This is a genomic window from Colwellia sp. MB3u-8, from assembly GCF_014076985.1.
In the GTDB taxonomy this organism is placed as follows: domain Bacteria; phylum Pseudomonadota; class Gammaproteobacteria; order Enterobacterales; family Alteromonadaceae; genus Cognaticolwellia.
Map to the genome: position 1 here is coordinate 22,012 of NZ_JACGVA010000069.1, position 25,109 is coordinate 47,120.

Consider the following 25,109-nt stretch of genomic DNA (forward strand, 5'->3'; position numbering starts at 1 on the left):
AGTTTATATTATATGAATACATCAGTTCCGAGTAATAACAAGCAGACTGAAAATAGCGAGAAGTTCTCTCATTTTTTGATGTCGCAATGCTTAAACGTTAGGCGTGGGGCTTTAATCGCTGGATTGTTCTTATACCTAGCATTTGCCATTATGGATGTAGTTAAATTTCCCAGTGAAATATACCTACTAACACTAACATCTAGGCTAGTTTTAGTGATACTGCCCTTATTGTATTTAAATTTCATTTATTGGTTCAACCCCCCGATAACGATACGTTCAAACATATTGTTAATGTTGTTTATCTATTTGGCTGTGGGCTTAAATCACACCCTCATCTATTATCTTTCTGACATACATGGTTTTTCATTTGCTCAGCTTGGTTTAGTGGTCATTATAATGTTTGGCTGCTTACTTATGGTGCTGCCGATTAAACCTACAGCGATAGCCACTGTGATTATTCTCTGCGTATTTGCCGCGGTAAATATTCACTTAAGCCACTCATTAACCGACTTAATATTCATGCTGATACTTTTTATTGTTGTTGCAGGTATTTGTCTTATGGTTAATCTAGCCGGCCAAAAAACGCTCTATAAAAATTATTTATTAATCAATCGCCTTTACAACGAGTCGATAACAGACGGATTAACCAAACTCAACAACAGAAGATCATTTCAAGAGCAAATAGAAAAATTAAACTCGATTGCCGTGCGTGACGATGTGGCACTTGGTTTAATTTTTATTGATGCAGATTATTTTAAAATAGTTAACGACTCTTGCGGACATAGCGTGGGTGATGAGGTTTTACAAAATCTAGCTCGCGTTATAAATGACAAATGTCGTCGTACTGAAGACATTGGCTTTCGCATAGGTGGCGATGAATTTGCAATGATTCTCTACGGTGTAAATAGAGAAAAAATCGAACAAACCTGTTTAGAAATAGTCGACAGTGTGGCAAATTTCAACTTGAATTATAATGGCAAAATTATTAAAACCTCAGTCTCTGTAGGAGCAGCGTTAAAAACTAAAAGTACTAAAATATCCAGTGATAAACTGGTTAAAATAGCTGACGAATATTTATATAAAGCAAAAGAAAATGGCAAAGATCAACACTGTTTAAAAGTTATTTAACAACTATTCCCTAGGCCTTAATGAATAACTTTTAGGTCGCTAGATAACCTATCATTGTAACCTAGGAATTTACTTACCTAGCCAAAGTAAAATCGTCATTAAACTTTACTAGCATAGTTAAGCCTTAGATTTTTTTGCATCAACGCTGCTTGTATTGTGTTGGGCAGTAACCTCTAGTTACATCGTCACTGCGAAGTTGCAGGTGTTTTGTCGTACGACCACCCACCCTTTTACGCCATAACCTAAAGCTTTTTGGCTTTAAGTGACTACGCATAAATTTGATTACTTCGGGCTCTCGTAAGTTGAACTGATGCTCTATCGCTTCAAAGGGAGTTCGGTCTTCCCAGGCCATTTCTATAATTCTTGATTCTTCGTCCATCAAAAATGCCATAAAAGCTATCCTAACATTGCTCAATAAGTTTTCTAGCTATACGGATAACAGATAAGAAAAGACCAATTCGCCGTTATTTATTTTGCCGGTTTGAAGTTGGAATAAGACCTAAGCGATACTGGTGGCAACTTTTTTTGCATTCACTAATATCAATTCACTAAAATAAGCTTAAGAAAACTTATAACGCTAGTGTTAACCCATAGCTTACAATATTTAAACAAATCAATGTGACAAGTGAAAAACAATGAAAGCACAGAGTGAAAATAAACATTAATCGCCCGCTTAACGGTTGACGGACTAAAGTCTGGCCTACAAAAATCGCCAAACGGTGTTGTAGAAAAAAGCGTTTAATTTATGTTACAGCTGCCTTGAAAAACACGGCTACTGAGCAATTCTATAACTTGTCTAAATCATTTAATAACTCGGCCGCTTTTTCTCTAATGGCAATTTTTTGCGCCGGTTCGACTTTATCCCAGTTACGAATAGGGAAGCTCATGCGATGGTTTGCGGCAAACTTGTCATAGTTTTGGTCGATAAAATTCCAATATAAACTATTTAATGGGCAAGCATTTGAGCTGACTTTTTCTTTCACTTTATAATGACAGTTTTTACAATAGTCACTCATTTTATTGACATAATTGCCGCTTGCCGCATAAGGTTTTGTTGCTATCCAACCACCGTCAGCAAAAAGCGCCATGCTGCGAGTATTGGGTAGTTCTACCCATTCAATCGCGTCTATGTAGATGCCTAAATACCAGTCATCAACTTGGCTAGGTGCTATACCGGCTAACAAAGCAAAATTCCCTGTGATCATTAAGCGTTGAATATGGTGAGCATAAGCATGCTCCAGTGATTGTGATATCGCGCTTTTTAAACACTGCATTTTAGTGTCAGCATTCCAGAAAAAAGCAGGTAAGTTGCGCTTAGCGGCTAAAAAATTTTGCTCTGCGTAGTTCGGCATATTAACCCAATACATGCCTCTGACATATTCGCGCCAGCCTAGAATTTGCCGAACAAAACCTTCAATTTGCGCCAGTGTGATCTTACCCTCAGAGTCTTGATAAGCGATAAGCGCGGTGTCGATTACCTCCATGGGGCTGAGCATTTTACAGTTAAGTGAAAAGCTTAGCCGCGAGTGATATAAACTCCAAGCGTAGGGCGAGGCTAGGGTCATTGCATCCTGAAAATTGCCAAAATTAGCCAGCTGATGTTGACAAAAATAATCCAGTAACACTAAGGATTGTTGCCGATTAATGGGGTAAGCCACATTGGCCGACTCATGCCCTATGGTATTAATATTATGCTGTTTTATACGCTGTAGGTATTCCTCTGCTGAGTTGTCAAATACCAAAGGTTTGGGAATAAGTTTGAGATCAGCTTGCTTAAATGATTGACGATTATTAGCGTCAAAATTCCATGCACCACCTGCTGGCTTTAAGCCCGCCATCAAAATAGAAAAGCGCTTACGCATCAAGCGATAAAAGTTCTCCATTCTGACGTGCGTTGCCGCTTTAAAATGATTAGGTAATTCGTCAAAGGGCAGTAAAAAATGTTCACTGTCTACTTCAACCACAGGTAAAGCTAACTGCGCTGACATGCCAGCTAATTGCGCCCGTAAGCGGTATTCGTCAGGCCGTTGAAAGCTAAAGCTTTGACAAGCATAACGTGCAACTAATGCTTTTATCAGCTGTGGAAGATCTTGATATGCTGCACTGTCATCTAAGGTGAGGTAACAAACCCGATGGCCTTTACTTTCAAGGTCTTGAGCAAAATTAGCCATAGCAGCAAAAAATGCAGTTATTTTTTGCACATGGTGCTTGGTATAGTTTGCCTCTTGGTGAAGCTCAGCGATGACATAAACTACATCAGCGTCGATATGTTCAAACCAAGTGTGCATAGGGTTGAGCTGATCACCCAATATAAGCCTGAGATGTTTTGCCGTCATGAATTTACCTTACCTTTATTTGAAAGCCGAGTAGAGCCAGGTTTTAGCGCTTTGCTTAGTTTAAATTTACGTTTAAGTTTAAGTTTAGCTCTTTTTTCGACTATCGATTGTGCTATCAAGTGAACTATTAATCGTGTTTTTATTGCGCCGACATCGCTCTGAGCAATACAACACCTGCGCCCAATTGGCTTGCCATTTTTTGCGCCATATAAAATCTTTTTTACAGGTGAGACAATTTTTATGGGCTAAGAATAATTTTTTATGCATCGTTGATCATATTAACTTTTCTAATGGTTTAGGCTTGCTTGCTTTCGTCGGTTTTTTAGTTGCTCTAACATGCTTTGCTATAATGCGCTGACCTTCTTTTTTACTGTCAAATCGTTTTCTAAAACCCCAGAGTAAATCGCGAGCAATCTTCCCTGTTTCGATGATATCCACTATAGGTAAAGGATAAGTCTCGTCTAATTGACATTGATAAAGCTGCTGCTCCATTGGCGATAATTGCCAAGGGGTATGAATAATTTCATTCGGCAACTCTGATAATTGTGGCAACCATGTTCTAATAAATAAGCCATCTTTATCTTTTTCCAATGACTGTTTCACTGGATTATAAACCCGAATGATATTAGTGCCGGTTACCCCTGACTGCATTTGAAATTGTGGATAGTGAATGCCTGGTTCAAAATCGAGAAATAATTTCGCTAAATACCTCACGCCTAAACGCCAATCTAGCAGTAAATGATGGCATAGAAAGCTGACTAACATGGCGCGCATACGAAAGTTGATATAACCGGTTTTTATTAAACAAAGCATGCAAGCATCAACTAGCGGATAGCCTGTTTGCGCCGTTTTCCATTTATTTAATCGCGTTTCAACACTCAAACCACAGTGAAGGTCAGGATAGCTAAAATCAATGTAAGCTCTATTTACCGGACGCCACTGCATTTGATGTTCGCTTTCAAATTTTTGTATAAAATGGCAATGCCAATGCAGGCGAGATGCCAGTGCATCTATTGGTCTTTTCCAACCACTTTGAGGTCTTTGTATTAGAATACTTTGATAGAACTGCCTTAAGCTTATATTGCCCCAAGCTAAATAAGGCGATAACCGTGAACAACTTTTACGACTTGCCTGCGGTTTAGATATGTCAAAATGATAGTTTTTACCTCGGCCATTCAAAAATGATTGCAGCATTTTTTGCGCCCAAAGCTCACCACCTTTTAACATGAACTCGTCAGGTGTTGACCACGACACAGGTAAAATAAACTCAGGCAACCGCTCTAAACATTGTTTATTGACCAGTGTGTTACAAGACAAGGCTGGCTGACACAACTCAGCTTTCATGATCTTACGCCAATCTTTATCCCAGTTATTTCTATTTTTTTTACCGCGACCTACCGCTCCTGATGCACTTTCATGCCAAACGATATTTTGTGCTTTACACCATTTGTTAACCGCTTTATCACGCTCAAAAGTAGACAACAAGCCGACTTCTTCATGGCTAAATAAACCGGTAATGTTAAAGCGCTGCTGAATTTCATTAAGGCCGGCAAGCGCATCACCAAAGTAAACATAAACCTCGGCATTAAAAGCGCTAAGCTGAGCGTTAATATCTTCAATGGATTGCCAAATAAAACGCCAATGTCGTTCGTCGTAATGAGGGTCAGCTATTAATAAAGGCTCAAAAACGTAATACAGCAGTGTTAAACCCGACTGAATGGATTCGCTCAGCGGCTGATGATCGCTAAGTCGCAGGTCACGCTTTAACCAAACAATATTGACCGCACTATCTGCCAGGCTATTAGTTGCTAGGATATTAGTTGACTCGAGATTAGCTGTAACCATATTAGCGGCCATTCTAGCTTACTCTAGCACCGGCCAATCAGAAGCATCTACAGAGTCTAGTGCTTGATTGGCTTGAATACTTTGCTGACTTTGATCACTCCATTTAGCTTGGTAATCACCATTAGGGTCATAAAGTGTGGTTTGTTTCTCAATATTGAAATGTCTGCCACCTCTAGGGTCAACACCTACGCCAGCGATGTATTGCCAATTACCCCAATTAACCGCAGCGTCATAATCAATTAACTGCTCTTCAAACCAAGCAGCACCGTAGCGCCAATCAACACTGAGTTCATTCACTAGGCAACTTGCCACAATTTGACGTCCTCGGTTACTTAAATAGCCGGTTTGTCTTAACTCATGCATAAAGGCATTAACCAAGGGATAAGGGGTATTGCCTAGACACCATTTATTAAAGCGTTCAGGATAGAATGTTGTTAGGGGTTTATGTTTAGCAAGGCCTTTAAATTGGTAGGTTTTAACGCCAACCTTACCATGTACCCATTGATAGTACTCTCGCCATAGTAATTCTAAATACAGGCATTCGGTTGAACTATTTTTGCCCTGCTGCTGTTCAAAATCAGTAAGGTAATTCATCACTTGGCGCACAGAAATACAGCCAGAATTTAACCACGGTGATAGCTTGCTGCTATTTTTCCAACCGTCTAAATTATTTCTGACTTGCTGATACTCTGCGGGGGAATTTGATGAAAAATATTGCCTAAGATGCGTTAAGCCCTGTTGTTCACCCCCTTCAAACTCAAAGCCCTGCTTGGCCTTTACAGCACTGACACTAGGAAGCCATTCAGGCTTAAAGCGAGTTGGCGCCGGTAAGGTGTCAAACATACTAGGCAGAGATTGCACGCTTGGCACTGGCTTGGAAATGCTGACTTCAGCCATTTTTTTGCGAAATTTAGAATAACTCACCGGTAATTGCTCTAGCTCAAAAGGCAAAGCGTTTTTAGTAAATAATGTAAATTGGTCTACCTGGTTAATGTTCAGCTCAGGCAGGCGCTCATTAAGCTGAGTAATAAGCCTATTTTCATAAGTGCCGGGGAATTTTGTGGTGATTACATCGGTAATTTGATAGTTTTCACAGAGCCGAGTTAAGGTCGATAAGGTATCGCCATAAACAATATACAGCTCTTGACCAAGCTTTGATAAGCTCTCATTAAAATCATCTAAACAGCCTTGTAAAAATTGCCACCTGATATCACCTAACGGTTTTGACTGAAAATTATTTGCTTCAAAACACTGTTTATCAACAATATATACACAAAGCAGATGCTCACTTTTACTGGCTAAATTAAGCGCGGCGTTGTCATTGATACGAAGATCTTTATTCAGCCAGTATAAAGTACGTTTCATGGATATAATTCAATTAATTAAAAAAAATTATACGCCTAAAGCTCGCACTTAGATCAAAATAATTCAGTTATCGCCGGCTTTAACTTACCGCCATTGAATTAAGCGCTGCAATGGCGGTAAGTTAACTATCAAACAAGCGGTTCAAAAGCCAACTCAAGCCTTCTACAACCGCATTGTTATTAAGCCTGTATTGCTGTTGTTAACTGTATCCACCCGACTTCAAGATACCGCTTTATGACTTATTAGGTTTTTCAGCGGTGGCTGATTTTACCTTATGATAATGTTTGATCAGATTCCAAGTAGAGCTGTCGTGATCGGGATTGTTTTTGTCACTGTGTAGATCATGTTCAATTTTATTAGCTAAACCTTTGCCTAATTCGACTCCCCACTGATCAAACGAACATATTTGTAAGAGAATCCCTTGGACAAATATTTTATGTTCATAAAGTGCAATTAAGCTGCCTAACGAACGGGGTGAAATACGGTTCATTAATATAGTGTTAGAGGGGCGATTTCCTTTATGTACCTTATGTGGCGCAACTTTATTAATATACTCATCTGTCCTGCCTTTGGCTTTTAAGTCATCTCTAACTTGTTGTTCATCTACTCCTTGCATTAATGCTTGAGTTTGAGCAAAAAAGTTCGCCATCAGTGTTTCATGATGTCCCTCAATAGGGGTATTACTTTCAATTGAACCAATAAAATCAGCCGGCACGACATTATTGCTTTGATGCAAATATTGATAAAAAGCATGTTGGCCATTAATGCCTAATTCGCCCCAAATTGACGGCACAGTTGAATAGCTAATGGTTTCGCCATGCCAGTTAACTGATTTTCCGTTACTTTCCATTTCTGCTTGTTGCAAATACGCAGATAACATATGTAAGGATTGATCATAAGGTAAAATAGCCTGTGATTGTGAACCGAGAAAAGTACAATTCCAGACACTGAGTAAGGCTAAAATCACTGGCGCGTTATGCTCAAGTTCAGTCTGACAAAAGTGCTGATCCATTTCGTGAGCACCTGCTAATAATTCAATAAACTTATCGAAACCTAAGTCTAAGGCTATTGGCAAGCCTATGGCTGACCATAATGAAAATCGACCGCCAACCCAATCCCACATCTCGAATATATTATCGGCTTCAACACCAAATTTCATCGCATTTTCTTTATTGGTGGTCACAGCGACAAAATGCTGAGCAACAGCACTTTTATCAAATGAAGCAGAGGTTAACCAATTCAGCGCCGTTTTAGCATTGATCATGGTTTCTGTGGTGGTAAAGGTTTTGCTAGAAACAATAAACAGGACTTTCTCTGGATTTAATGGCTTCAATACATCGGCAATTTGGGTGCCATCTACGTTAGAGACATAGTGAACATTGATACTGTCATCACTATATTTTTTTAATGCCTCAGTAACCGTTTGAGGGCCTAAGTTAGAGCCACCCACACCAATATTAACCACGTCAGTAATGCGCTTGCCAGAATAGCCTTTCCATCTTCCTTGACGCACTTGTTCGGTAAAGGCTTGCATTTTATCTAACGATTTTGCAACGCATGCATTGATGTTTTCGCCATCAAGAAATATGGGCGTTTGTTGCTGATCACGCAAGGCGGTATGCAAAACAGCTCTATCTTCTGTGCCATTAATACGCTCGCCTTTGAACATTTTGTCTCGCCAAGCCTCTACATCGCATGCTTTTGCGAGTGAAATTAACAGTGAGCGAGTTTCTTCTGTGATCAAATTTTTAGAATAATCTAATAGCATAGAAGGTAATAACAGAGAAAATTTATCAAATCGTTGTTTGTCTTCATTGAAAAAGTCGTTCATATGAGACTTTTTCATTTGTTGTGCATGAAGCGTTAGCTTTTTCCAACTGGCAAGGGAAGTTCTAGATTCCATATTTATTCTCGGACATTTGATAAAAAAACAATTAAAGCGCTAGCGCTTTAATTGACGGCAAGGCAGCAAATGCGCCCATTTTTTGGCAAGTTAAGGCGCCACATTTACTGGCGAATAATACCGCTAATGACACAAGCGTTTGGTTTTCTAATAAATTAAATAAACATGCTTGATTAATATCGGCATCTTGAGAAAGAGCAAATAAGAAGCTGGCAATAAAACTGTCACCGGCAGCCGTGGTATCTAGCGCGGTTATTTTAGGCACAGCAATCATCAGTGAGTAGCTAGCACAAGTTACTTGCACCTCGTTAGGGCCATCAGTAATAACGATCAGCTTAACGCCTAGCGTTAATAGATAGCTAACATAGCCTGGTAGGTCAACATTTTTAATGGCGGCTAAATAGCTGGCTTCATCTTTACTTAATTTTACAATGTCACTTTCATTGAGACAGGCTTCTACCCGAGCAGGTAATAAACTTAAATCAGCCCAAAGTTGCTGACGTAAATTAACATCAAAGCTAATTAATACCTTATTGGACTTAGCGCGCTTTAAGGCATAAAGCGTATTATCATGGTTTTTTTCATTGGTGAGGGTATTTGAGCAATAATGAAAAACAGCAATATCTTGCCAGTTTATTTTATCAACCTGGCTCTTGTCATAATACATATCTGCCGTATCGTTACGATAGAAATTAAAAGCACGTTCGCCACTCGCATCTAAGGTCACCAACACTATGGCTGTATTGGCATTTTCTACGGTATTTACGTAGCTTGTATCCACCCCTTGATCTTGTAATTGCTGCATTAACATAGTGCCAAAATCATCGCTACTGATACCGCCAGCAAAATAACTATTACCGCCTAATTTAGCATAGGCGACAGCGACATTTGCAGGAGCTCCGCCCGCTAACGGAGTGTAACTTGGGTTATGAGCTGAGCTTGGTAAAAAATCAACCAAAACTTCGCCATAACTGAGTAAAGAAAGCATAAAATCACCTTTGAATAAAAAAGCCCATATAAAATGGGCTTGTTATTATTTGTACTATTAGTTTAAAAAGTTATAGATTAAAAATCGTATTTAAGCGTCAGAGTCGCTGAACGACCTTGAATAGATCTTGCTCGTATAATAGTTTTAGCCGTTGCCGCTGTTGCATCTTCTGCTTCAGTAATACCCACAGTTTCAAATAAGTTATTAATGTTTAAAGAAACACTTAATGAATCTGAAAGGTTGTATTGAGCAAAGGCGTTAGTTTGAACATAACCGTCTAATATAAGTGCGTTAGGGTCGTTTTGGTCAAAGTTATCTTGAGCAAATGAATCAGTAGTACCAATTAAGTTAATACCCGCAGAACCTTGGTTAAAGTTGTAACGACCTGTTATTGAGTAAACAACATCGGCTTGTCTTCTTGGTGTGTTGCCAACTACAGCTGGATTAATGACATCTTTAGTTATTTCAGAATCAGTCCACGTTAAGTTAGCACGTAGATCAAAATCACCAATGTAGTATGTAGATTCTATTTCAATACCTTTTGACTCATATTCACGGTCAAAAAATTGTTGGCTAGTGGCTTCAAAGTTTTGCTCTTGAGTTTGTGCAAAGAAAGCCGTTGCAAAGACAGATATTTCATCTTGACGGAATTTAACACCCAGTTCTAACTGATCAACTTCATCAAAGATGTCTTCATCTTTGGCAACACCAGCAGCATCTATTTTACCAAAAGCTAAGCGGTCAGCATTAGCTGTAGCGCCTCTACTGATACGAGCAAATGCGGCTAAATCATCATTGATTTTGATGTTACCACCTAGTGAATAAGACACGTAGTTCCAATCATAATTTACGTTGTTAGCTGAAGCGTTATCAACATTTGAAACGCTGGTTTCGATTTGATGTATAGTACCGTCACCGTTCATGTCAACTGCAGATTGAGCTGCACCTGAGAAAGAACCTGTTGCAGAACCACTATCAAAACGAACACTACCGTCAATGTTTATGTTATCAAAGCTTGTGCTAAACGCAGCATAAGGCGCTGTAACTTCATATTGTAAATCGTAATTACGTGTACAGCAGTTGCCCCATGCAGGTACACCATAAGCAATTACACCATTTTGAGAAAATTCTGTACCGTCAGCGGCAGTTACATCAACAAGTGCAGCATCTTGGCCTTTTACTTCATATAAGTAAGAGTTCCATAACCATGATTGTTGAATAGTTTGAGACGAGTTATATAAACCAACAGTAAAGGTAGAGTCGTTAATCGTTTTTGTTAATTTGAAATCGTTAACCATAAAATCAAGATTGGTCATTTCAACATCAAACGAGTGAATACGCATGAGGTTATCAGCCGTATAAGCATTACCTGCTTGTGGACCATTTGCGTAAGTTAATGTTGCACCAGCACCCGCTATACTGTCAGCTAAGCCTTGGCTTCCTTGAATACTTTCAGGGAATGGGCCAGTAAAGCTACCTTTAGTGCGAGAAATTCTCATTCTGTTTTCAACAGACCAGTCATTGCCTAAATCAAATGCGGCTTCAAAACCAAAAGAATCCACTTTAGGGCTCATGCCATTACGCATGTCAGCAAGACGGCCATTACCAGCACCATCCGTTGTGATCATAGAGGTGTGATATGGAGTATGAGGAGTGCCAGTAGAGGCGTCAAAACCTTCAACTGAAGAACCGTCAGCGTGAACAGGCATAGGTAAATATGCTGTAGTGGTATCATCTAGGTGTTTAAAATAAAGTCTAACGTAACCATCGCTAAATTCTTTAGTGATGTTCGCTTTAATTTGACCACCTTTGTTACCCGTATAACCAGTATCACGTACGCCTTCACCTTGACGGTAGAAGCCACCAAGATGGAAATAGGTTGAGTCGTTAATCTCGCCGCCAAATTGAAAATCTGTACGAGTAGAGTCGTGATCTAAACCGAATGTTGTCGCTACGCTACCACCTTCAGCTTCACCCGTTTTACTAACGATATTAATGATGCCGCCAGGAGCATTTGTAGCCAATGTTGATGCAGAGCCACCACGAATAGCATCAATAGATGCCATTGTAGAGTCTATACGTAAGAAAATATCTGTGTTACCAAAAGCGATATCACCAAATTGTAGAATGGGTAAACCGTCTTCTTGAATTTGCATGAATTTAGCACCACCCGCTGCTACAGGAAGACCACGTACTGCAAGGTTAGCGTTACCGTCACCGCCTGATGCTTCGGCACGAACACCTGGGATGTTTCTGAATGCTTCAGCACTACTTCGTGGTGACGCTATTTCAATTTGATCTGCAGAGATGCTACTTACCGAGACACTTGATTCCATAACCGTTGTGCCTTTACCAACAGAGCCAGTAACGACGATTCGCTCAAAATCAATACCTTTGTGTTTTACTTCTTCTGTCACGTTTGTTTCTGCTGCGCTTAAGCTAGAGCATATAGCCATAGCTAATGCGCTTACGATAAATTTCTTATGAATAGCTTTTTTCATTGTCTCACCCCGTGTTCTGTTAATTTATTGTATTAATATTTTTATAGTTAATCGAAGTTGTTTACTATTAAAACAATAAACTTAATCGATTAAGTTGATTATTGTTAAAAATATAAATATTAGCAAGTCTTTTTTTTGTACAATAGGTTTTATTCAATTAATTACATGATAAATATAATTAATTAATTTTGTATATGTTGAGTAGGATCCACTTTTAGATTGTAGATTGCCGCGACAAACAGTAAGCCGGCGAAGCATGTTGCCAAATAAAATCCATAAGAAACATGGCCAAACAGATCACTCACAATCCCCATAAGTAAAGGCGATATAGCCGCTGATACCGCCGTGAAGAATAAGATCACCCCCGCAACTGCACCATGCTTTGACCTTTTAAAGCAACTGATACCTTTAGAGTTTAAGGTTGGGTAAATCACTGACATAAATAAACCAGACAAGGGTAATAATACAACGGCGACGTCAACCCCCATTAAAGCGGTACCTAAATAGCAAAGAAATACCGCTAATGAAAACCAAAACATCACTTTTTGCCAGCTAAAGTGCTTAAGCATCCAAACCCCTAAAAATCGACCACTTGCCCGTAAGACAAAGAAAATAGTTAAGGCATAAGTCGCTAACCAAACAAGAGAGCCGGTGTAGTCAGCAAGCAGTGTTGGCATCCAAACGTATATAGCCACTTCAGTAGCGACATAAAGCGCAATGGCTAATGAAAACCCCAAGGCATAAGGGTCTTTCATTAATTTAAACGAGCTTTTTAAATTAATTTTTTCTGCCGCATGTTGTTTGGTCACTGGGTATTTTGTTTTCATTGCCACCAAACACAGCAAAATACAAATAACTCCTGCAGCTATGTATAAATATTTCCAAGAAACACCCGAAATTAATAAGTAGCTGACAATCGCAGGGCCTACAATAGCGCCTATGCCAAAAAAGCCTTCCACTTTATTCATTGTCGCCGTATGCTCTTTACCTGACGAAGATATGTCGCCAATTAGTGCCAATGCGCCCGTTTTAAACAAACCAATAGCAATACCAATTAGCGCTAACAAAAATAAGAAGTAGTAAAATGATTCACCAACAGAAAACATAAAGCAGGCGACAGAAAAAATCATCAAACCGATAACAATCGTTAACTTTCTGCCCCATTTATCAGCAAGATAACCCAAAAACAAACCACTCAATGCGATAAAAATCATGGGAACATAATGGAATGCACTCGCTTGTGTTAAGTTTAAATTATAGGTTTCAATTAACTGAGGAATGATGACACCAACGGCATCTGAGGTCATCGCAAAAACAAAAAACATCATATAGGTTAAAAGCTTAATACGGGTTATCGATGCGTCCTCGATTGAAGATTTATCTACTGCTGAGTTACTCGTTGGATTCATTATTTTACCCTCTTATTATATTTATATATATTGGCTTTAGTTGCTTAATAACTAAAGTGATTTATTGACTATTCAACCTTAAAACATCTGCTGATACTTAATATTTTAAAGAAAAAGCAAAATTATTCTTGATTAAAACTGTGTTGTATATAAACATATACCTTAATCGATTAAGATTCAACTTGTACTTTAATGGTAAATTTATGAAAAATAATGTTCAGCTAATAACCTATGTTGATAGGCTAACCGGTTCGGGTGTCCAAGCACTCGATAATATTCTGCATAATCAGTTGTCAGGTTTATTTTCAGGTGTGCATTTATTACCCTTTTATTATCCCATAGATGGCAGTGATGCGGGTTTTGACCCTATTGACCATACTGAAGTTGATAGCCGACTTGGCGATTGGAAAAATGTGAAAACATTAGGGGAAAGCCATGAATTAATGGCAGATCTTATCGTAAACCATATGTCTGCTCAATCTAAAGAATTTTTAGATGTACTAGATAAAGGCAGTGATTCACCGTTTTGGCCGCTTTTCTTAACGAAAGATAAAGTTTTCCCCGCCGGCTTAAATGAAGAACAGCAAGCGAAAATATATCGTCCTAGACCCGGTAGCAGTTTTACCAATTATTTATTACCCAATAATCAATCCGCTGATTTTTGGACCACGTTTACCGATAGCCAAATTGATATCGATGTCACTTCAGACGTTGGACAAGCCTATTTAACGCGGATTCTAAAAACCTTTGCTGAAAATAATATTAATATTATTCGCCTTGATGCCGCGGGTTATGCGATTAAAAAGGCCGGTACCAGTTGCTTTATGCTTGAAGAAACCTTTGAGTTTATTGATCAGCTAACCCAGAAAGCTAACGCACAAGGTATTGATACCTTAGTAGAAATTCATTCTTATTATCAAACCCAAATTGAAATAGCTAAACGTGTTGATCAAGTTTACGATTTTGCCTTGCCGCCGTTAATTTTACACAGTATTTTTAGCCAAGACTTTAGCGCATTAATTAAGTGGCTGAACATTTCGCCTAGAAATTGCATCACGGTTTTAGACACCCACGACGGTATTGGCATTATTGATGTGGGTCCGATGAACGGCAAAAAAGGACTGCTTGATAACGCTGAAATAAATAACTTAGTTAAAAAAATTCATCTTAATAGCGCAGGCGAAAGCCAAAAAGCAACAGGTGCAGCGGCAAGTAATGTTGATTTATATCAGGTTAATTGTACTTACTACGATGCGTTAGCAGCCAATGATTATGATTATTTATTAGCCAGAGCCATACAGTTTTTCGCACCGGGCACGCCGCAAGTTTATTATGCCGGTTTATTCGCTGAAAAAAATGATATGACCTTGTTATCTACCACCAATGTCGGCAGAGATATAAATCGTCCTTATCTTAATCATGAAGACATTGAAAAATCACTCGAAAAACCTATCACTCAAGCTATCATTGAATTGATAAAATTACGTAATAACACTGAAGCTTTTAATGGTGACTTTACTATTGAAGGTCAGCACTCTAGGTTAGCAATGACTTGGACTCATGCTAAGAGCCAAGCCACTTTATTAGTCGACTTAACCGCCAGAAAAGCGTCTATTGAGCTTAATGACAAGGGTGAAAAACGTTTTATTCTCTTAGAAAGCCTTTTGAATTAGGCTTGAAAATAGCGAATAAAATAGCGAATAAAATTAAATTATATATTGATAAATAACAGTATACTATGTCAACAATAATGACAACAAACTGAATAGATCTGCGCGATCTTTATGCACAATAATAAAATAAGGTCAACATGACAGAGAAAAAAATATGGACACTAAAAAGCATTGCCAAAGAACTTGGTGTGTCAAATGCCACTGTCTCTAATGCTTTTAGCCGTCCAGATCAACTGTCTAAAAAGCGCAGAGATGACATCCTTGCATCATGTAAAAAGTTGGGTTATTCAGGGCCTAATAAAGCGGCGCAATCGTTAAGAAAAGGTCACTCTAATATTGTCGCTTTGGTATTACCCGATAGTGTCGAGTATATGATTTCTGATCCCGTCGCCAGCAATTTCGTCAAGGGTGTTTCATCCGTATTAGAAAAAAATCAGGTTAATTTATTATTGTTCTCTGGGGCTTCTGACAACATTAATGAGGTGGCTGACTTTGTTGATGGCTTTATTTGTTATGGCATCCCGCGCAACGCTAAGTTGGTTGAGCAGTTAAGAGCCACCACTAAAAAAGTGGTTACCGCAGATTTTGATATTGATCGTAATGCCTCGGTAGGCGTTGATAATGAACAAGCGGCATATGAAATAGCAAAACTCGCGATAAAGTCAGCCGATGATAATATCGCGATTCTTGGCTTAAGATTACTCGATTCAAACTTAACCTGTCGAGTGTACGAATTACCTGACTTTGATCTTCTGCCTTCAATTGCTCATCGTCGTTTAAATGGTTACAAAAAGGCGATTAATGAACTCGGTGTTAAGTTAAGAGATGACAGGATATGGAATATTCCAAAAAGCAGTCATGACGTCGCCTTAATAGCCGTTAGAGAAGCGCTAACCTCTATTCCTCGACCCAATGTTCTGCTTTGTATGAGTGACTTAATCGCTTTAGCGGCGTTAAAAGAAATTAATGCCATGGGCCTTAAAATACCAGAGGATATCAGCGTGGTGGGTTTTGATGGTATTGACGAAACAAACCGGTCGAATCCACCGTTAACCACTGTACACCAAAACAGTGAAGAAAAAGGTAGCAAAGCCGCTGAGCTTTTCATTAAGCGAGCTACAGATTCTGTTTTAATCCCCTATCATATCGAGCACAGACAAAGTTGTTAAACGGTTGAGCTTAATAAACACAAATAGATAGCCATAGCTTTATTATGGCTTATTTGTTGAGATCAAAGTTGCGAGTAAAAGCGCTTAACGACTTACTGGACAGTCAAGCGCTTGCTAACACTACTGAAAATAAAGTTACTGAAATAAAATGGCTGAGATAACACATAAGTCAGGATCGCAGTTATCTAGACAACGGCAATCCAAAGCTCAATTATTTAAGATTTATCAAGTAACAGTTTAGTGATCTCTTCTCGCTCAGATAACACCATGAGTAAGGCTAAATCATCGGCTTGCAGCTGCTCTATAATATATTTCGCCCCAGCAAAGGGACTCTTAAAAGTAAAAATATTATGCTGTTTTACACCATGAGCCAACGCGGTATCAATAATTAACTGCGGTACTTCTCCTAACGCCCTGCCGCGCAAATACGGCTCTACCTCAACAGCAATAATAAAGTCAGGCTGCATTTTTAATGCGGTTTTCGTCATGTTGATGATTTCACTGTCAGTTCTGTCACCAGCATGACTCAGCATTAAAAATTTACGCTGAGCTTTGATATTCGCCGTAGTGACTGCCATGGCCTGCATACTATGAACATTGTGGGCAAAGTCCATGATCACTTGCGCGTTATTAACGTTAAACTGATTGCCTCTACCGGGATTGTCTTCACTGTTGCTAGCAAATTTCGACAAAGCGTTTTTAATCGCTTTATTGTCAATATCTAAGCTCTTAGCTAAGCCAATCGCGCCCAGCGCATTTTGAATATTGTGTAGCGCCGCGCCATTTAGCGTCATAGGAATATCGTTAACACCGATAATGCTTGTTTCTTCATTAGCGTCTGCATAAACCAATTGCTGGCCTTTAACAAAACAAACCGCGCCACCTTTTTGTTTATGTTGTTGCAGTGTTGTGTTGTTTTCATCTAAAGAAAACCAACACTTATTCACCAACAATTCAGGCGCTAACGCCACTAAATACTCGTCATCGGCATTCAGTACTAAGATGCCTTTACTTTCGCCGTTATGCTGTAAGCCTTTGGCAACCACAGCTTTAGCTTGGGCAAGTGCGGCCACGGTATTAATGCCATATTGCCCTAAATGATCTTCGGCAATATTGGTGATTAAGGCGGCATCAACCTTATCTATGGGTAAACCCCGACGTAAAATACCGCCACGCGCTACCTCTAAAATAGCGGTTTCGGTATTAGGGTGGCGCAATAACATTCTTGCCCCGCCCGGACCTGAATAATCACCATGATCAATAATATTATCACCGACCCGAATAAAGTCTGTTGAGGTAACACCACAACATTTTCCCGCTTGCTCAATAATTTGCGACATAATGCGCACACTAGTCGATTTACCATTGGTGCCAGTTACATAGGCGAGCGGTATCGAGTGGTATTGTGACCAATTTATGCTGGCTAGTTCAGGCAGTGCCGATATCGGCCAACATTGCGCTGTGGTGCCATAACCCAATGAAAATTCATCATCATCAACCAAATAAACAATACCTTTAGCTTGTGATTGTTTAATTAATGCTAGCAGTTTTGGATTAACTTCTTCTGCTATCGCGGCTTTTAAACGCACGATGGCGGCACTCATTGGCTCTACATTTTCAGTATGGGTTAACTCTTCACAGGTCAACTGCCAGGCTATTTCATTTAAGTCACAGGCAGCATAAAGCGCATCGATGGGAGCACTGATGGCAATCGTGATGCCATCTTCGAAGATACGCGAGTATAGTTTTTCATTTGACCAATTAACCGCCTTCAGTAGCCGGTTAACGTAAATAGACCAAACATTAACCACAACAAGCTTATCAATACCCGAGACAAAAGCATCAATGATCGCGCCTGGCTGATCAGATAATAAATTTTTACCTGTCAGCCGACGATTATCATCTAAGCTCAGTGTTATATTTTTTATATTCATATATTACTACGCTTTTTGATGTTGGTTTTTCTTAGCAAGCTTAATCACTTTCTTCATCGTGTTCAGAGACCACACGCACACCGCGTTCATCAGAAACAATTCTCATGCCGGTTTCCAAGACAAAAGTATCAGGCTCGCTAGTTTCTAACATAGACACCACGGTTTGACGTGGCGTTTGCTCTGTTTCATGCTCAGGTTTATTAACGCCATTGAAATGAATAATTTGTTTCCAACAGCGTGTTATCGCATCACCAAAAACCATTAATAAGTCATCATTACTGGCAAGTTCTAGGCCTTTGTTTATCGCTTCTACTTCATCTGGAATACAATAAATTTTAGCTTCATCAATACCTTGAGCTTTTAATGTGGCGGCTAAAAGTTGAGGCACTTCATCTTCACCACGACCACGGCGATTATCATCAGCTTTACAAATATAAAGATCAAAATGTCCAGCCGCCGCTTTAGCAATATTCACGATATCTTCATCACGACGATCACCGGGTCCTGCCAAGACAGTAATACGCTTACCCTTAACTTCTAATTTGCTCGCCAACTCGCTCATACAACGCACACCATCAGCATTGTGAGCATAATCAAGTATCACTCTAAAATTGTGCTCATCAAACACGTTCATTCGACCCGGGGCTTGATAAAAGGTTGTTGTGAAGGTTCTTAAGCCTTGTTGAATGGCCTCTAATGGTTTGTCTAAACAATAAGCTAGGGCAGCAGCAAACATAGCATTTTGTACGTTGTGCAGTGCTTTACCTTCTAAGGTGGCTGGAATTAAATGCGTCCACAGCAGCGGGATATGAGTACCATTATCAAAAATGGTGATCATGTCACCGTTAATACCTTTCTCTAATACTACGGCTCGACCGCCAGCACGGATATGCTCGCGAACTAAACTATGGCCCGTATTCATGGTGACATAGCATAAATTTTTAGCTTTGGTATGATCAGCCATTTTTAAACACAGCGGATCATCCGCATTGAGTACCACACTGTCGGTAGCAACTTCAACCACAATACGTTTAATTTCAGCTAGTTGCTCAAGCGTATCTATGCCTCTTAGCCCTAAATGATCGGCTTGCACATTTAGACAAGCAGCGACGTCACATTCTAAGTAACCCAAACCTGAGCGAGCAATACCGCCTCGCGCTGTTTCTAATACCGCAATATCAACCGAGGGATCACGTAAAACAATTTGCGATGAGACCGGACCTGTCATATCACCTTTAACCGATAATTGGCCATCAACATAAACCCCATCGGTAGACGTCATGCCAACAACATGCCCAGCACTTTTTAATATATGCGAGAGCATTCTAGAAGTGGTGGTTTTGCCGTTGGTGCCCGTAATACCGGCAATAGGAATACGTGTAGGTAGTGCTGGCGGAAACAACATATCAATGACTTTGCCCGCAACATCTCTAGGCTTACCTTCACTGGGCGCTACGTGCATTCTAAAACCAGGTGCGGCATTAATTTCGACAATACCGCCACCAATATCTTTATAAGATTGAGTGATATCTGCGGTTAAAAAATCAACACCACCCACATCTAAACCAACCGCTTGTACCGCACGTTCAGCCATGGTTTTATTGTCAGGATGTACCACATCTGTCATATCAATTGCCGTTCCACCGGTAGATAAATTTGCGGTTGAACGTAGGTAAAATATTTCACCTTGGGGGAGTACGGTTTGCTCAGTAAAGCCCGCCTCACCGAGTAAACGTATGGCTTGAGTATCTATCTCTAATTGCGTTAATACTTTTTCATGGCCAACACCTCGACGTGGGTCTTCATTAATAATATCCACTAATTGGCTAATACTATTAACGCCATCACCCATGACATGACCGGGTACACGTTTGGCCACCGCGACTAATTCACCATTAACCACCAACATACGGTGATCTAAACCGGTTAAAAACGACTCAACTAAAACCGCTCGGCTGGTACCATGTTCACGAGCAAAGGCAAAAGCGGTGATCACTTGTTCTTCAGTCGTTAAATCAATAGATACGCCACGGCCATGATTAGCATTTAACGGTTTTAGTACCACCGGATAGCCAATATTTTTTGCCATTCTTACCGCTTGGGTATCTGAATACGCCATACGCTGTTGAGGAACAGGTAAGCCAAGATCGTTTAATAAATTATGTGTGTCTTCTTTATCACAAGAAATTTCAACTGCAATGTGCCTAGTTTCACTAGTAATAGTCGCTTGAATACGCTGTTGATATTTACCATGACCAAATTGCACCAAACTATATTCGTTTAATCTTAACCAAGGAATATTACGTTTTTCTGCGGCATCAACCAGTGATTGCGTACTAGGACCAAATTCTTTGCGTTGTGCAAAGCGAATAAAATCAGCCATTTCTTGCTGAAAATCAAAATCGTCTTCAATCGGGGTTTTCAATTCGGCTTTAATGTTTTCGGGCATTAATGAAATTAATAATTTTCGAGCTAACAAAGCTGCTTCAAGGCCTACATTTCGTTGCTTATACTGGAAAACCATATTGTATTCGCCAGTTTTACCTGTACTTCGAGTTTTACCAAAGGTTACCTCAGTACCTGCTATACATTGCAGTTCGAGCGTAACATGCTCCCAAATATGAGCAATCCAAGTACCTTCATCTTCTTTTAAACGTCTAAGAAATCCGCCGGGTTCACCATAGGAGCAACCGTGTTGATCTAAACTGGGCAAGTTAGTGATTAAGCCATCGATAAATTCATGGCCTAGCTTAACTGATGGATATTGTTCCAAAATCCCTATATCCACTATGTGGCGAATCACTGGAAAATGAGCATAAACATTAGGGCCAACATAAACGTTGGAAGATAGCATTTTCATCGTGATTTCCTTTTATTACTCTCAGAGCATTTTTTATTATTTATATCTGCCTACGCTAGACGCGATATAGAAAAGATAACACGCTTTGAATAGTGAGCATACTACTTGCTAAAAATATTATTCAGCGGGGAGTGGGGATATCAAGGAAGGATTTAGGTCATTGTAATAAAACAAAAAACTCACCTGAAATGAGGTGAGCTTTTTAAAAATTTAGCTTAACTTGCGGGTGTCGCTATTCTTTCGTTGATGCAGTAAGTCGCACCTGGACCCAGCACATGCAACTTAAGACCGATTAAGGTAATAGCTTCGCCTCTATTAGCCTCTGCCATTGAGCTGTGCGACACGTCTGACGGGTCAACTACCGTGATGCTGCCATGACCTACTACCTCTAAAAGCCCAGAGGAGTCAATAAAGGCGGCAGTATTTTCACAAATACCCAGGCCTGAAGCAAAAGGGTTATATGAAATAGCTGATAACAAACGTCCCAAGCGATTTCTTTGGCTAAAGTGCTGGTCAATAATCACTTTATTAATTAAGCCCATGCCCGGTGCAAAAGTCACCCCTTCTTCATTAGGTAAAGCACCCGTGCGCCCGCCAGCAATCATGTGCTCTGGCATAATGGCTGCACCCGCAGATGTACCTGCAATGTGAACGCCCTCAGCATTACGTTTACGAATACTTTGCGCTACCGGCGTACCGCCTAGAATAGTAGACAAACGTAATTGATTACCGCCGGTAATAAAGATACCGGTGGCATTGTCCAATTCAGCGAGGTATTCATCGCTATTCGCTTGTTCACGATCATTAATCGGCAAAGAAATGGCTTTTTGCACGCCTAATTCATGAAAAACCTCTTCGTAATTAGATCCTGTATCATCAAGTTGTGAAGCGGTTGGAATAATAACGATATACGCATTTTCGCCACCACACAGCTCAACAAAACGTTGTAAAATTATTGGATCCTTTACACGTTCTTCTGCCCCCCCGATTGGAATTACAAATCCCCGTTTTTGACCATCAGTTGTTTTAGCTGGACACATATCTACCTCTATTCAAATGTACCTTTAATAATTGTCTGATTGTTTTGCTTGTGCCATACACCTTGCGCCATCACATCAGTAATTACATATTTTTCATTCATCACCAATAAATCAGCATCAAAACCAACGGCAATTTGCCCTTTGCTTTTAAAGCGTAAAATATTAGCGACATTGCTCGTTAACATCGGGAGTACGGTTTCAAGTGCTAAACCTTTATGTAATGTTTCCACCAAAGTTTCTCCTAGCGTACTCGCTCGACCAAAATCCATATGCAGTAATTCACCTTGTGGGTCAAAACAAGGCAAGCAACCCCCGCCATCCGAGCTAAGGGTTATTTGTGCTAAGGGCAGTTGTCTTTCAACCGCCATTTCAATGGCGTCACAAGCTTCCCAGCCGGGTTGAGCTGTGCCGGCCGGAAATGCCGTCAGATCAATATGACACCCTTGAGTAAGTAATTTACAACTATCTTCAAACAAAGCTTTGTTACGATTAACATGGGTGGGATTAAATACCCGCGCTGGCAACTCAGTGTCTCTAATCGCTTGTTCAATTAAGGCCAAACGTTTTTCGCCATCACCCAAATGAAAATGAATAACGCCGGCTTTACCTGTGATCAAACCCGCCACATGGGTTTCACTGGCAAGGCGGATCACTTCTTCAAATGTGGGTTGACTAGAGCGGTGATCACTAATCGCAAACTCACCAATACCGATCACGGGCTCAAGAAAAACGATATCTGACTTAGCGCTGCCCGTAATAGTGGTTAAAGGATAATGATATCCTCCGGTCCAACAGTAAGCAGACAAGCCTTCTTCACGCAGGCCATAAACTCGACTTAATAAATTTTCAGTACTACGGGTGGTATCATCAGTGCCAAGTAGGCCCACCACGGTAGTCACACCCGCATGGGTAAATTCAGTGAGGCCAACAGGCGGTACTTGCGTTGCAAAACCTGCTTCGCCACCGCCACCGGTAATATGGGCATGGCTATCAATAAAACCTGGCGTTAAGGTCGCACCATCAAAATTAATGACCTTAACGTGCCACTGCTTAGGAATATCGATTTGCCCTTTTCCAGGCTCATAGATAGCGGCAATTTTATTACCGGCAATCAACACATCTTTAATGCCGAGGCGCGCAGGTGCGTAAATATTTACATTACGTAATAATGTCAGCATTGTTTGATTATTTTTCATGATATATACAGTGACGTTGTATTTAGCTTGCTAATATTATTTATGTTAAACAATAAATAATATTAGCAAGCAAACTAAAGCAACAGTGAGAACAGTAAGAAAGAGTATCAATAATTGTAACACACTTGATATTTTACCACCAAGCATACCTTGCAAAGACCCTAACAATGTAAAGCCAACACGCTTAAAAATCTTAAATATGCTTTTTTCAATTTAATCATTGTTATTTTTTAAGCCACATAGCAGGCAAGAATATTTTATTTCATGAGCCGTGTAATGTCGTGTAATGGTTATCCACCTCCCCTATTAGCTACGATACCGGTAGCGCTTAAAACAGATAACGAATGACTCAATTATTAACCAACATCTAATCATTTATATCGTCAGCTGCCCGCGCTAACTAAGCGCGTTGCAAAGTAATAGCGACTGGATTTAGAGCAACTAACAATCACTGCTAAAACAATATAAACCATTAAAAATAAATAATTTAAAAAGGAAGTTTTAAATTGGAGAGCATAATGAGCGTACCAAAAACATTCATTGAATACATGAAAATTATGCGTGAATACTATAAGTCTGGCGCATCTAATCCTGATGAACTATTTATAGATTTTAACTTCGATGATATAGAAATTGACGCTAGATCATACGGTTTCATCAACAATGATGACATCCGTAGTCACGAAACAGGCAACGACATTAATAATAAAAGCCATGAATTAGTGCACACGCAAGTAATGGCTAAAGCTGACCAGCAAACAAGGCTAAAACCTACCGAGATTATTACCATAAAACTATTTGAACAAGACCACGTATTGATGAATGGAAACAACAAATTACCGGTACAGCCTAAACAACACTTTACGCTTGCTGATAAAATCAAAGCAGTTTTTTCAAATTTGACTAAATAATAACAATTAAATTATTGCCCATTTGTGCGGGTTAAAACATGCCATGTCAGCGTTGCCCACATGGATGTGAGTACTTAAGTGCTGTCGGAACTAAAATACCTGTACCCTCAATCCCAATAGAACGTTATTGCTCAATTGAGCGTCTTACCCGCTACACTTTCCCTCCACACGACAAGAGCAAAAGCTTAATGGAAGTCGTATAAATGGCCTTATTTTTAATAAACTGACAAACATGCCCTCAAAGATATAACCTAAAATAGCTCGCCTGACTTTCGCATTTTTTGATAAAAAATATGCAATATTAATATCTGCTACTAATCCGATAACTAATATGAACCAAGGATCAAAAATATGATCACTGCGCAAACTGCTAACGAAACAGCACCTGAAAATATCGCCTTTTATGTCAATATGGATTTCAGCAAACTGGCTAACGATATTAATAACGGCGCCCTAGCGCACCAATTTAATGGCAAAGGCCGAAAAATCACTTATATTACTGCAGAACAAGAAATCGATTATTTTTATTATTCTTCCGATAGCGCAGGTGAACATAAAATAGATCCACCATTTGAAATCACTGATGGGGATACTGTGATCTGTACACTACAACCGAAAATAGGTGCTAATAACAACAAAGCGAAATTTAAATGGAAAAGCATTTTACAAAATCGTTTTGACTTACATCGAGTATCGACAGAGAGTAAAGCGCAGGTGAGCTATAAAGCAGTAATAACTGAAGGCGCAGTAGAAATGGACAAGGTTATTATTAATATTCACTTTAAGCTTAACGGTGACAAGTTCTCAATCGCTTGGGATCCTAGAGTAAAAATAAAAAGAGGTTAATATAC

At 39.6% G+C, this 25,109-nt stretch carries 18 protein-coding genes; 5 read left to right on the forward strand and 13 right to left on the reverse strand.

Translation table 11 applies throughout. From position 1 onward, the window contains the following. Window positions 1-12: 12 nt before the first annotated feature. Window positions 13-1,128 carry a GGDEF domain-containing protein gene (locus H4J54_RS14585; protein ID WP_182191740.1) on the forward strand — a complete coding sequence of 372 codons (1,116 nt, stop codon included), beginning with the start codon at window positions 13-15 and terminating at the stop codon, window positions 1,126-1,128. 139 nt (window positions 1,129-1,267) lie between these two features. Here H4J54_RS14585 and H4J54_RS14590 read toward each other — a convergent pair whose 3' ends face one another. The 9 genes from H4J54_RS14590 to H4J54_RS14630 form a co-directional block, all read right to left on the reverse strand. Next, a complete protein-coding gene (locus H4J54_RS14590) occupies window positions 1,268-1,519 on the reverse strand; it encodes a TIGR03643 family protein (RefSeq protein ID WP_182191741.1) in 252 nt (83 codons plus the stop codon). Window positions 1,520-1,913: 394 nt separating this feature from the next. Then, window positions 1,914-3,464, reverse strand: a complete 1,551-nt coding sequence (locus H4J54_RS14595) for a cryptochrome/photolyase family protein (RefSeq protein ID WP_182191742.1) — start codon at window positions 3,462-3,464, stop codon at window positions 1,914-1,916. A gap of 84 nt (window positions 3,465-3,548) precedes the next feature. Next, a complete protein-coding gene (locus H4J54_RS14600) occupies window positions 3,549-3,731 on the reverse strand; it encodes a DUF2256 domain-containing protein (protein WP_182191743.1) in 183 nt (60 codons plus the stop codon). A 6-nt stretch (window positions 3,732-3,737) separates the two neighbouring features. Next, complete coding sequence (locus H4J54_RS14605; RefSeq protein WP_259366929.1) at window positions 3,738-5,321, reverse strand: cryptochrome/deoxyribodipyrimidine photo-lyase family protein; 1,584 nt, start codon at window positions 5,319-5,321, stop codon at window positions 3,738-3,740. Window positions 5,322-5,327: 6 nt separating this feature from the next. Beyond that, window positions 5,328-6,674 (reverse strand): DASH family cryptochrome, encoded by a 1,347-nt coding sequence (locus H4J54_RS14610; protein ID WP_182191744.1) that lies wholly within the window; start codon window positions 6,672-6,674, stop codon window positions 5,328-5,330. 232 nt (window positions 6,675-6,906) lie between these two features. Next, window positions 6,907-8,577, reverse strand: coding sequence for a glucose-6-phosphate isomerase (pgi, locus tag H4J54_RS14615; protein ID WP_182191745.1), 1,671 nt, complete (start codon window positions 8,575-8,577; stop codon window positions 6,907-6,909). Window positions 8,578-8,608: 31 nt separating this feature from the next. After that, a complete protein-coding gene (locus tag H4J54_RS14620) occupies window positions 8,609-9,565 on the reverse strand; it encodes a carbohydrate kinase (protein ID WP_182191746.1) in 957 nt (318 codons plus the stop codon). 77 nt (window positions 9,566-9,642) lie between these two features. Continuing rightward, window positions 9,643-12,066 carry a TonB-dependent receptor domain-containing protein gene (locus H4J54_RS14625; protein ID WP_182191747.1) on the reverse strand — a complete coding sequence of 808 codons (2,424 nt, stop codon included), beginning with the start codon at window positions 12,064-12,066 and terminating at the stop codon, window positions 9,643-9,645. A 182-nt stretch (window positions 12,067-12,248) separates the two neighbouring features. Then, on the reverse strand, window positions 12,249-13,475 hold the full coding sequence (locus H4J54_RS14630) for a sugar MFS transporter (protein WP_259366957.1): 1,227 nt from the start codon (window positions 13,473-13,475) through the stop codon (window positions 12,249-12,251). 203 nt (window positions 13,476-13,678) lie between these two features. Here H4J54_RS14630 and gtfA point away from each other — a divergent pair, with 203 nt between their 5' ends. Next, complete coding sequence (gtfA, locus tag H4J54_RS14635; RefSeq protein ID WP_182191748.1) at window positions 13,679-15,148, forward strand: sucrose phosphorylase; 1,470 nt, start codon at window positions 13,679-13,681, stop codon at window positions 15,146-15,148. Between the two features lie 137 nt (window positions 15,149-15,285). After that, window positions 15,286-16,317 (forward strand): LacI family DNA-binding transcriptional regulator, encoded by a 1,032-nt coding sequence (locus tag H4J54_RS14640; protein WP_182191749.1) that lies wholly within the window; start codon window positions 15,286-15,288, stop codon window positions 16,315-16,317. A gap of 215 nt (window positions 16,318-16,532) precedes the next feature. On the opposite strand, the gene H4J54_RS14645 is transcribed toward H4J54_RS14640, so the two are convergent. From H4J54_RS14645 to iadA, 4 genes are all read right to left on the reverse strand, one after another. Continuing rightward, window positions 16,533-18,251: a Mur ligase family protein gene (locus H4J54_RS14645; protein WP_220464133.1), complete on the reverse strand. Its 1,719-nt coding sequence runs from the start codon at window positions 18,249-18,251 to the stop codon at window positions 16,533-16,535. 40 nt (window positions 18,252-18,291) lie between these two features. Then, window positions 18,292-21,111 (reverse strand): cyanophycin synthetase, encoded by a 2,820-nt coding sequence (gene cphA, locus H4J54_RS14650; protein WP_182191750.1) that lies wholly within the window; start codon window positions 21,109-21,111, stop codon window positions 18,292-18,294. Between the two features lie 215 nt (window positions 21,112-21,326). Next, entirely contained in the window at window positions 21,327-22,151 is an 825-nt protein-coding gene (locus H4J54_RS14655; protein WP_182191751.1) for a cyanophycinase, read from the reverse strand. An 8-nt stretch (window positions 22,152-22,159) separates the two neighbouring features. After that, a complete protein-coding gene (iadA, locus tag H4J54_RS14660; RefSeq protein WP_182191752.1) occupies window positions 22,160-23,347 on the reverse strand; it encodes a beta-aspartyl-peptidase in 1,188 nt (395 codons plus the stop codon). Between the two features lie 518 nt (window positions 23,348-23,865). On the opposite strand from iadA, the gene H4J54_RS14665 reads away from it, so the two are divergent. Both H4J54_RS14665 and H4J54_RS14670 read left to right on the forward strand, forming a co-directional pair. Further along, a complete protein-coding gene (locus H4J54_RS14665; protein WP_182191753.1) occupies window positions 23,866-24,258 on the forward strand; it encodes a hypothetical protein in 393 nt (130 codons plus the stop codon). Between the two features lie 351 nt (window positions 24,259-24,609). Then, window positions 24,610-25,104, forward strand: coding sequence for a hypothetical protein (locus H4J54_RS14670; protein ID WP_182191754.1), 495 nt, complete (start codon window positions 24,610-24,612; stop codon window positions 25,102-25,104). Window positions 25,105-25,109: the final 5 nt, after the last annotated feature.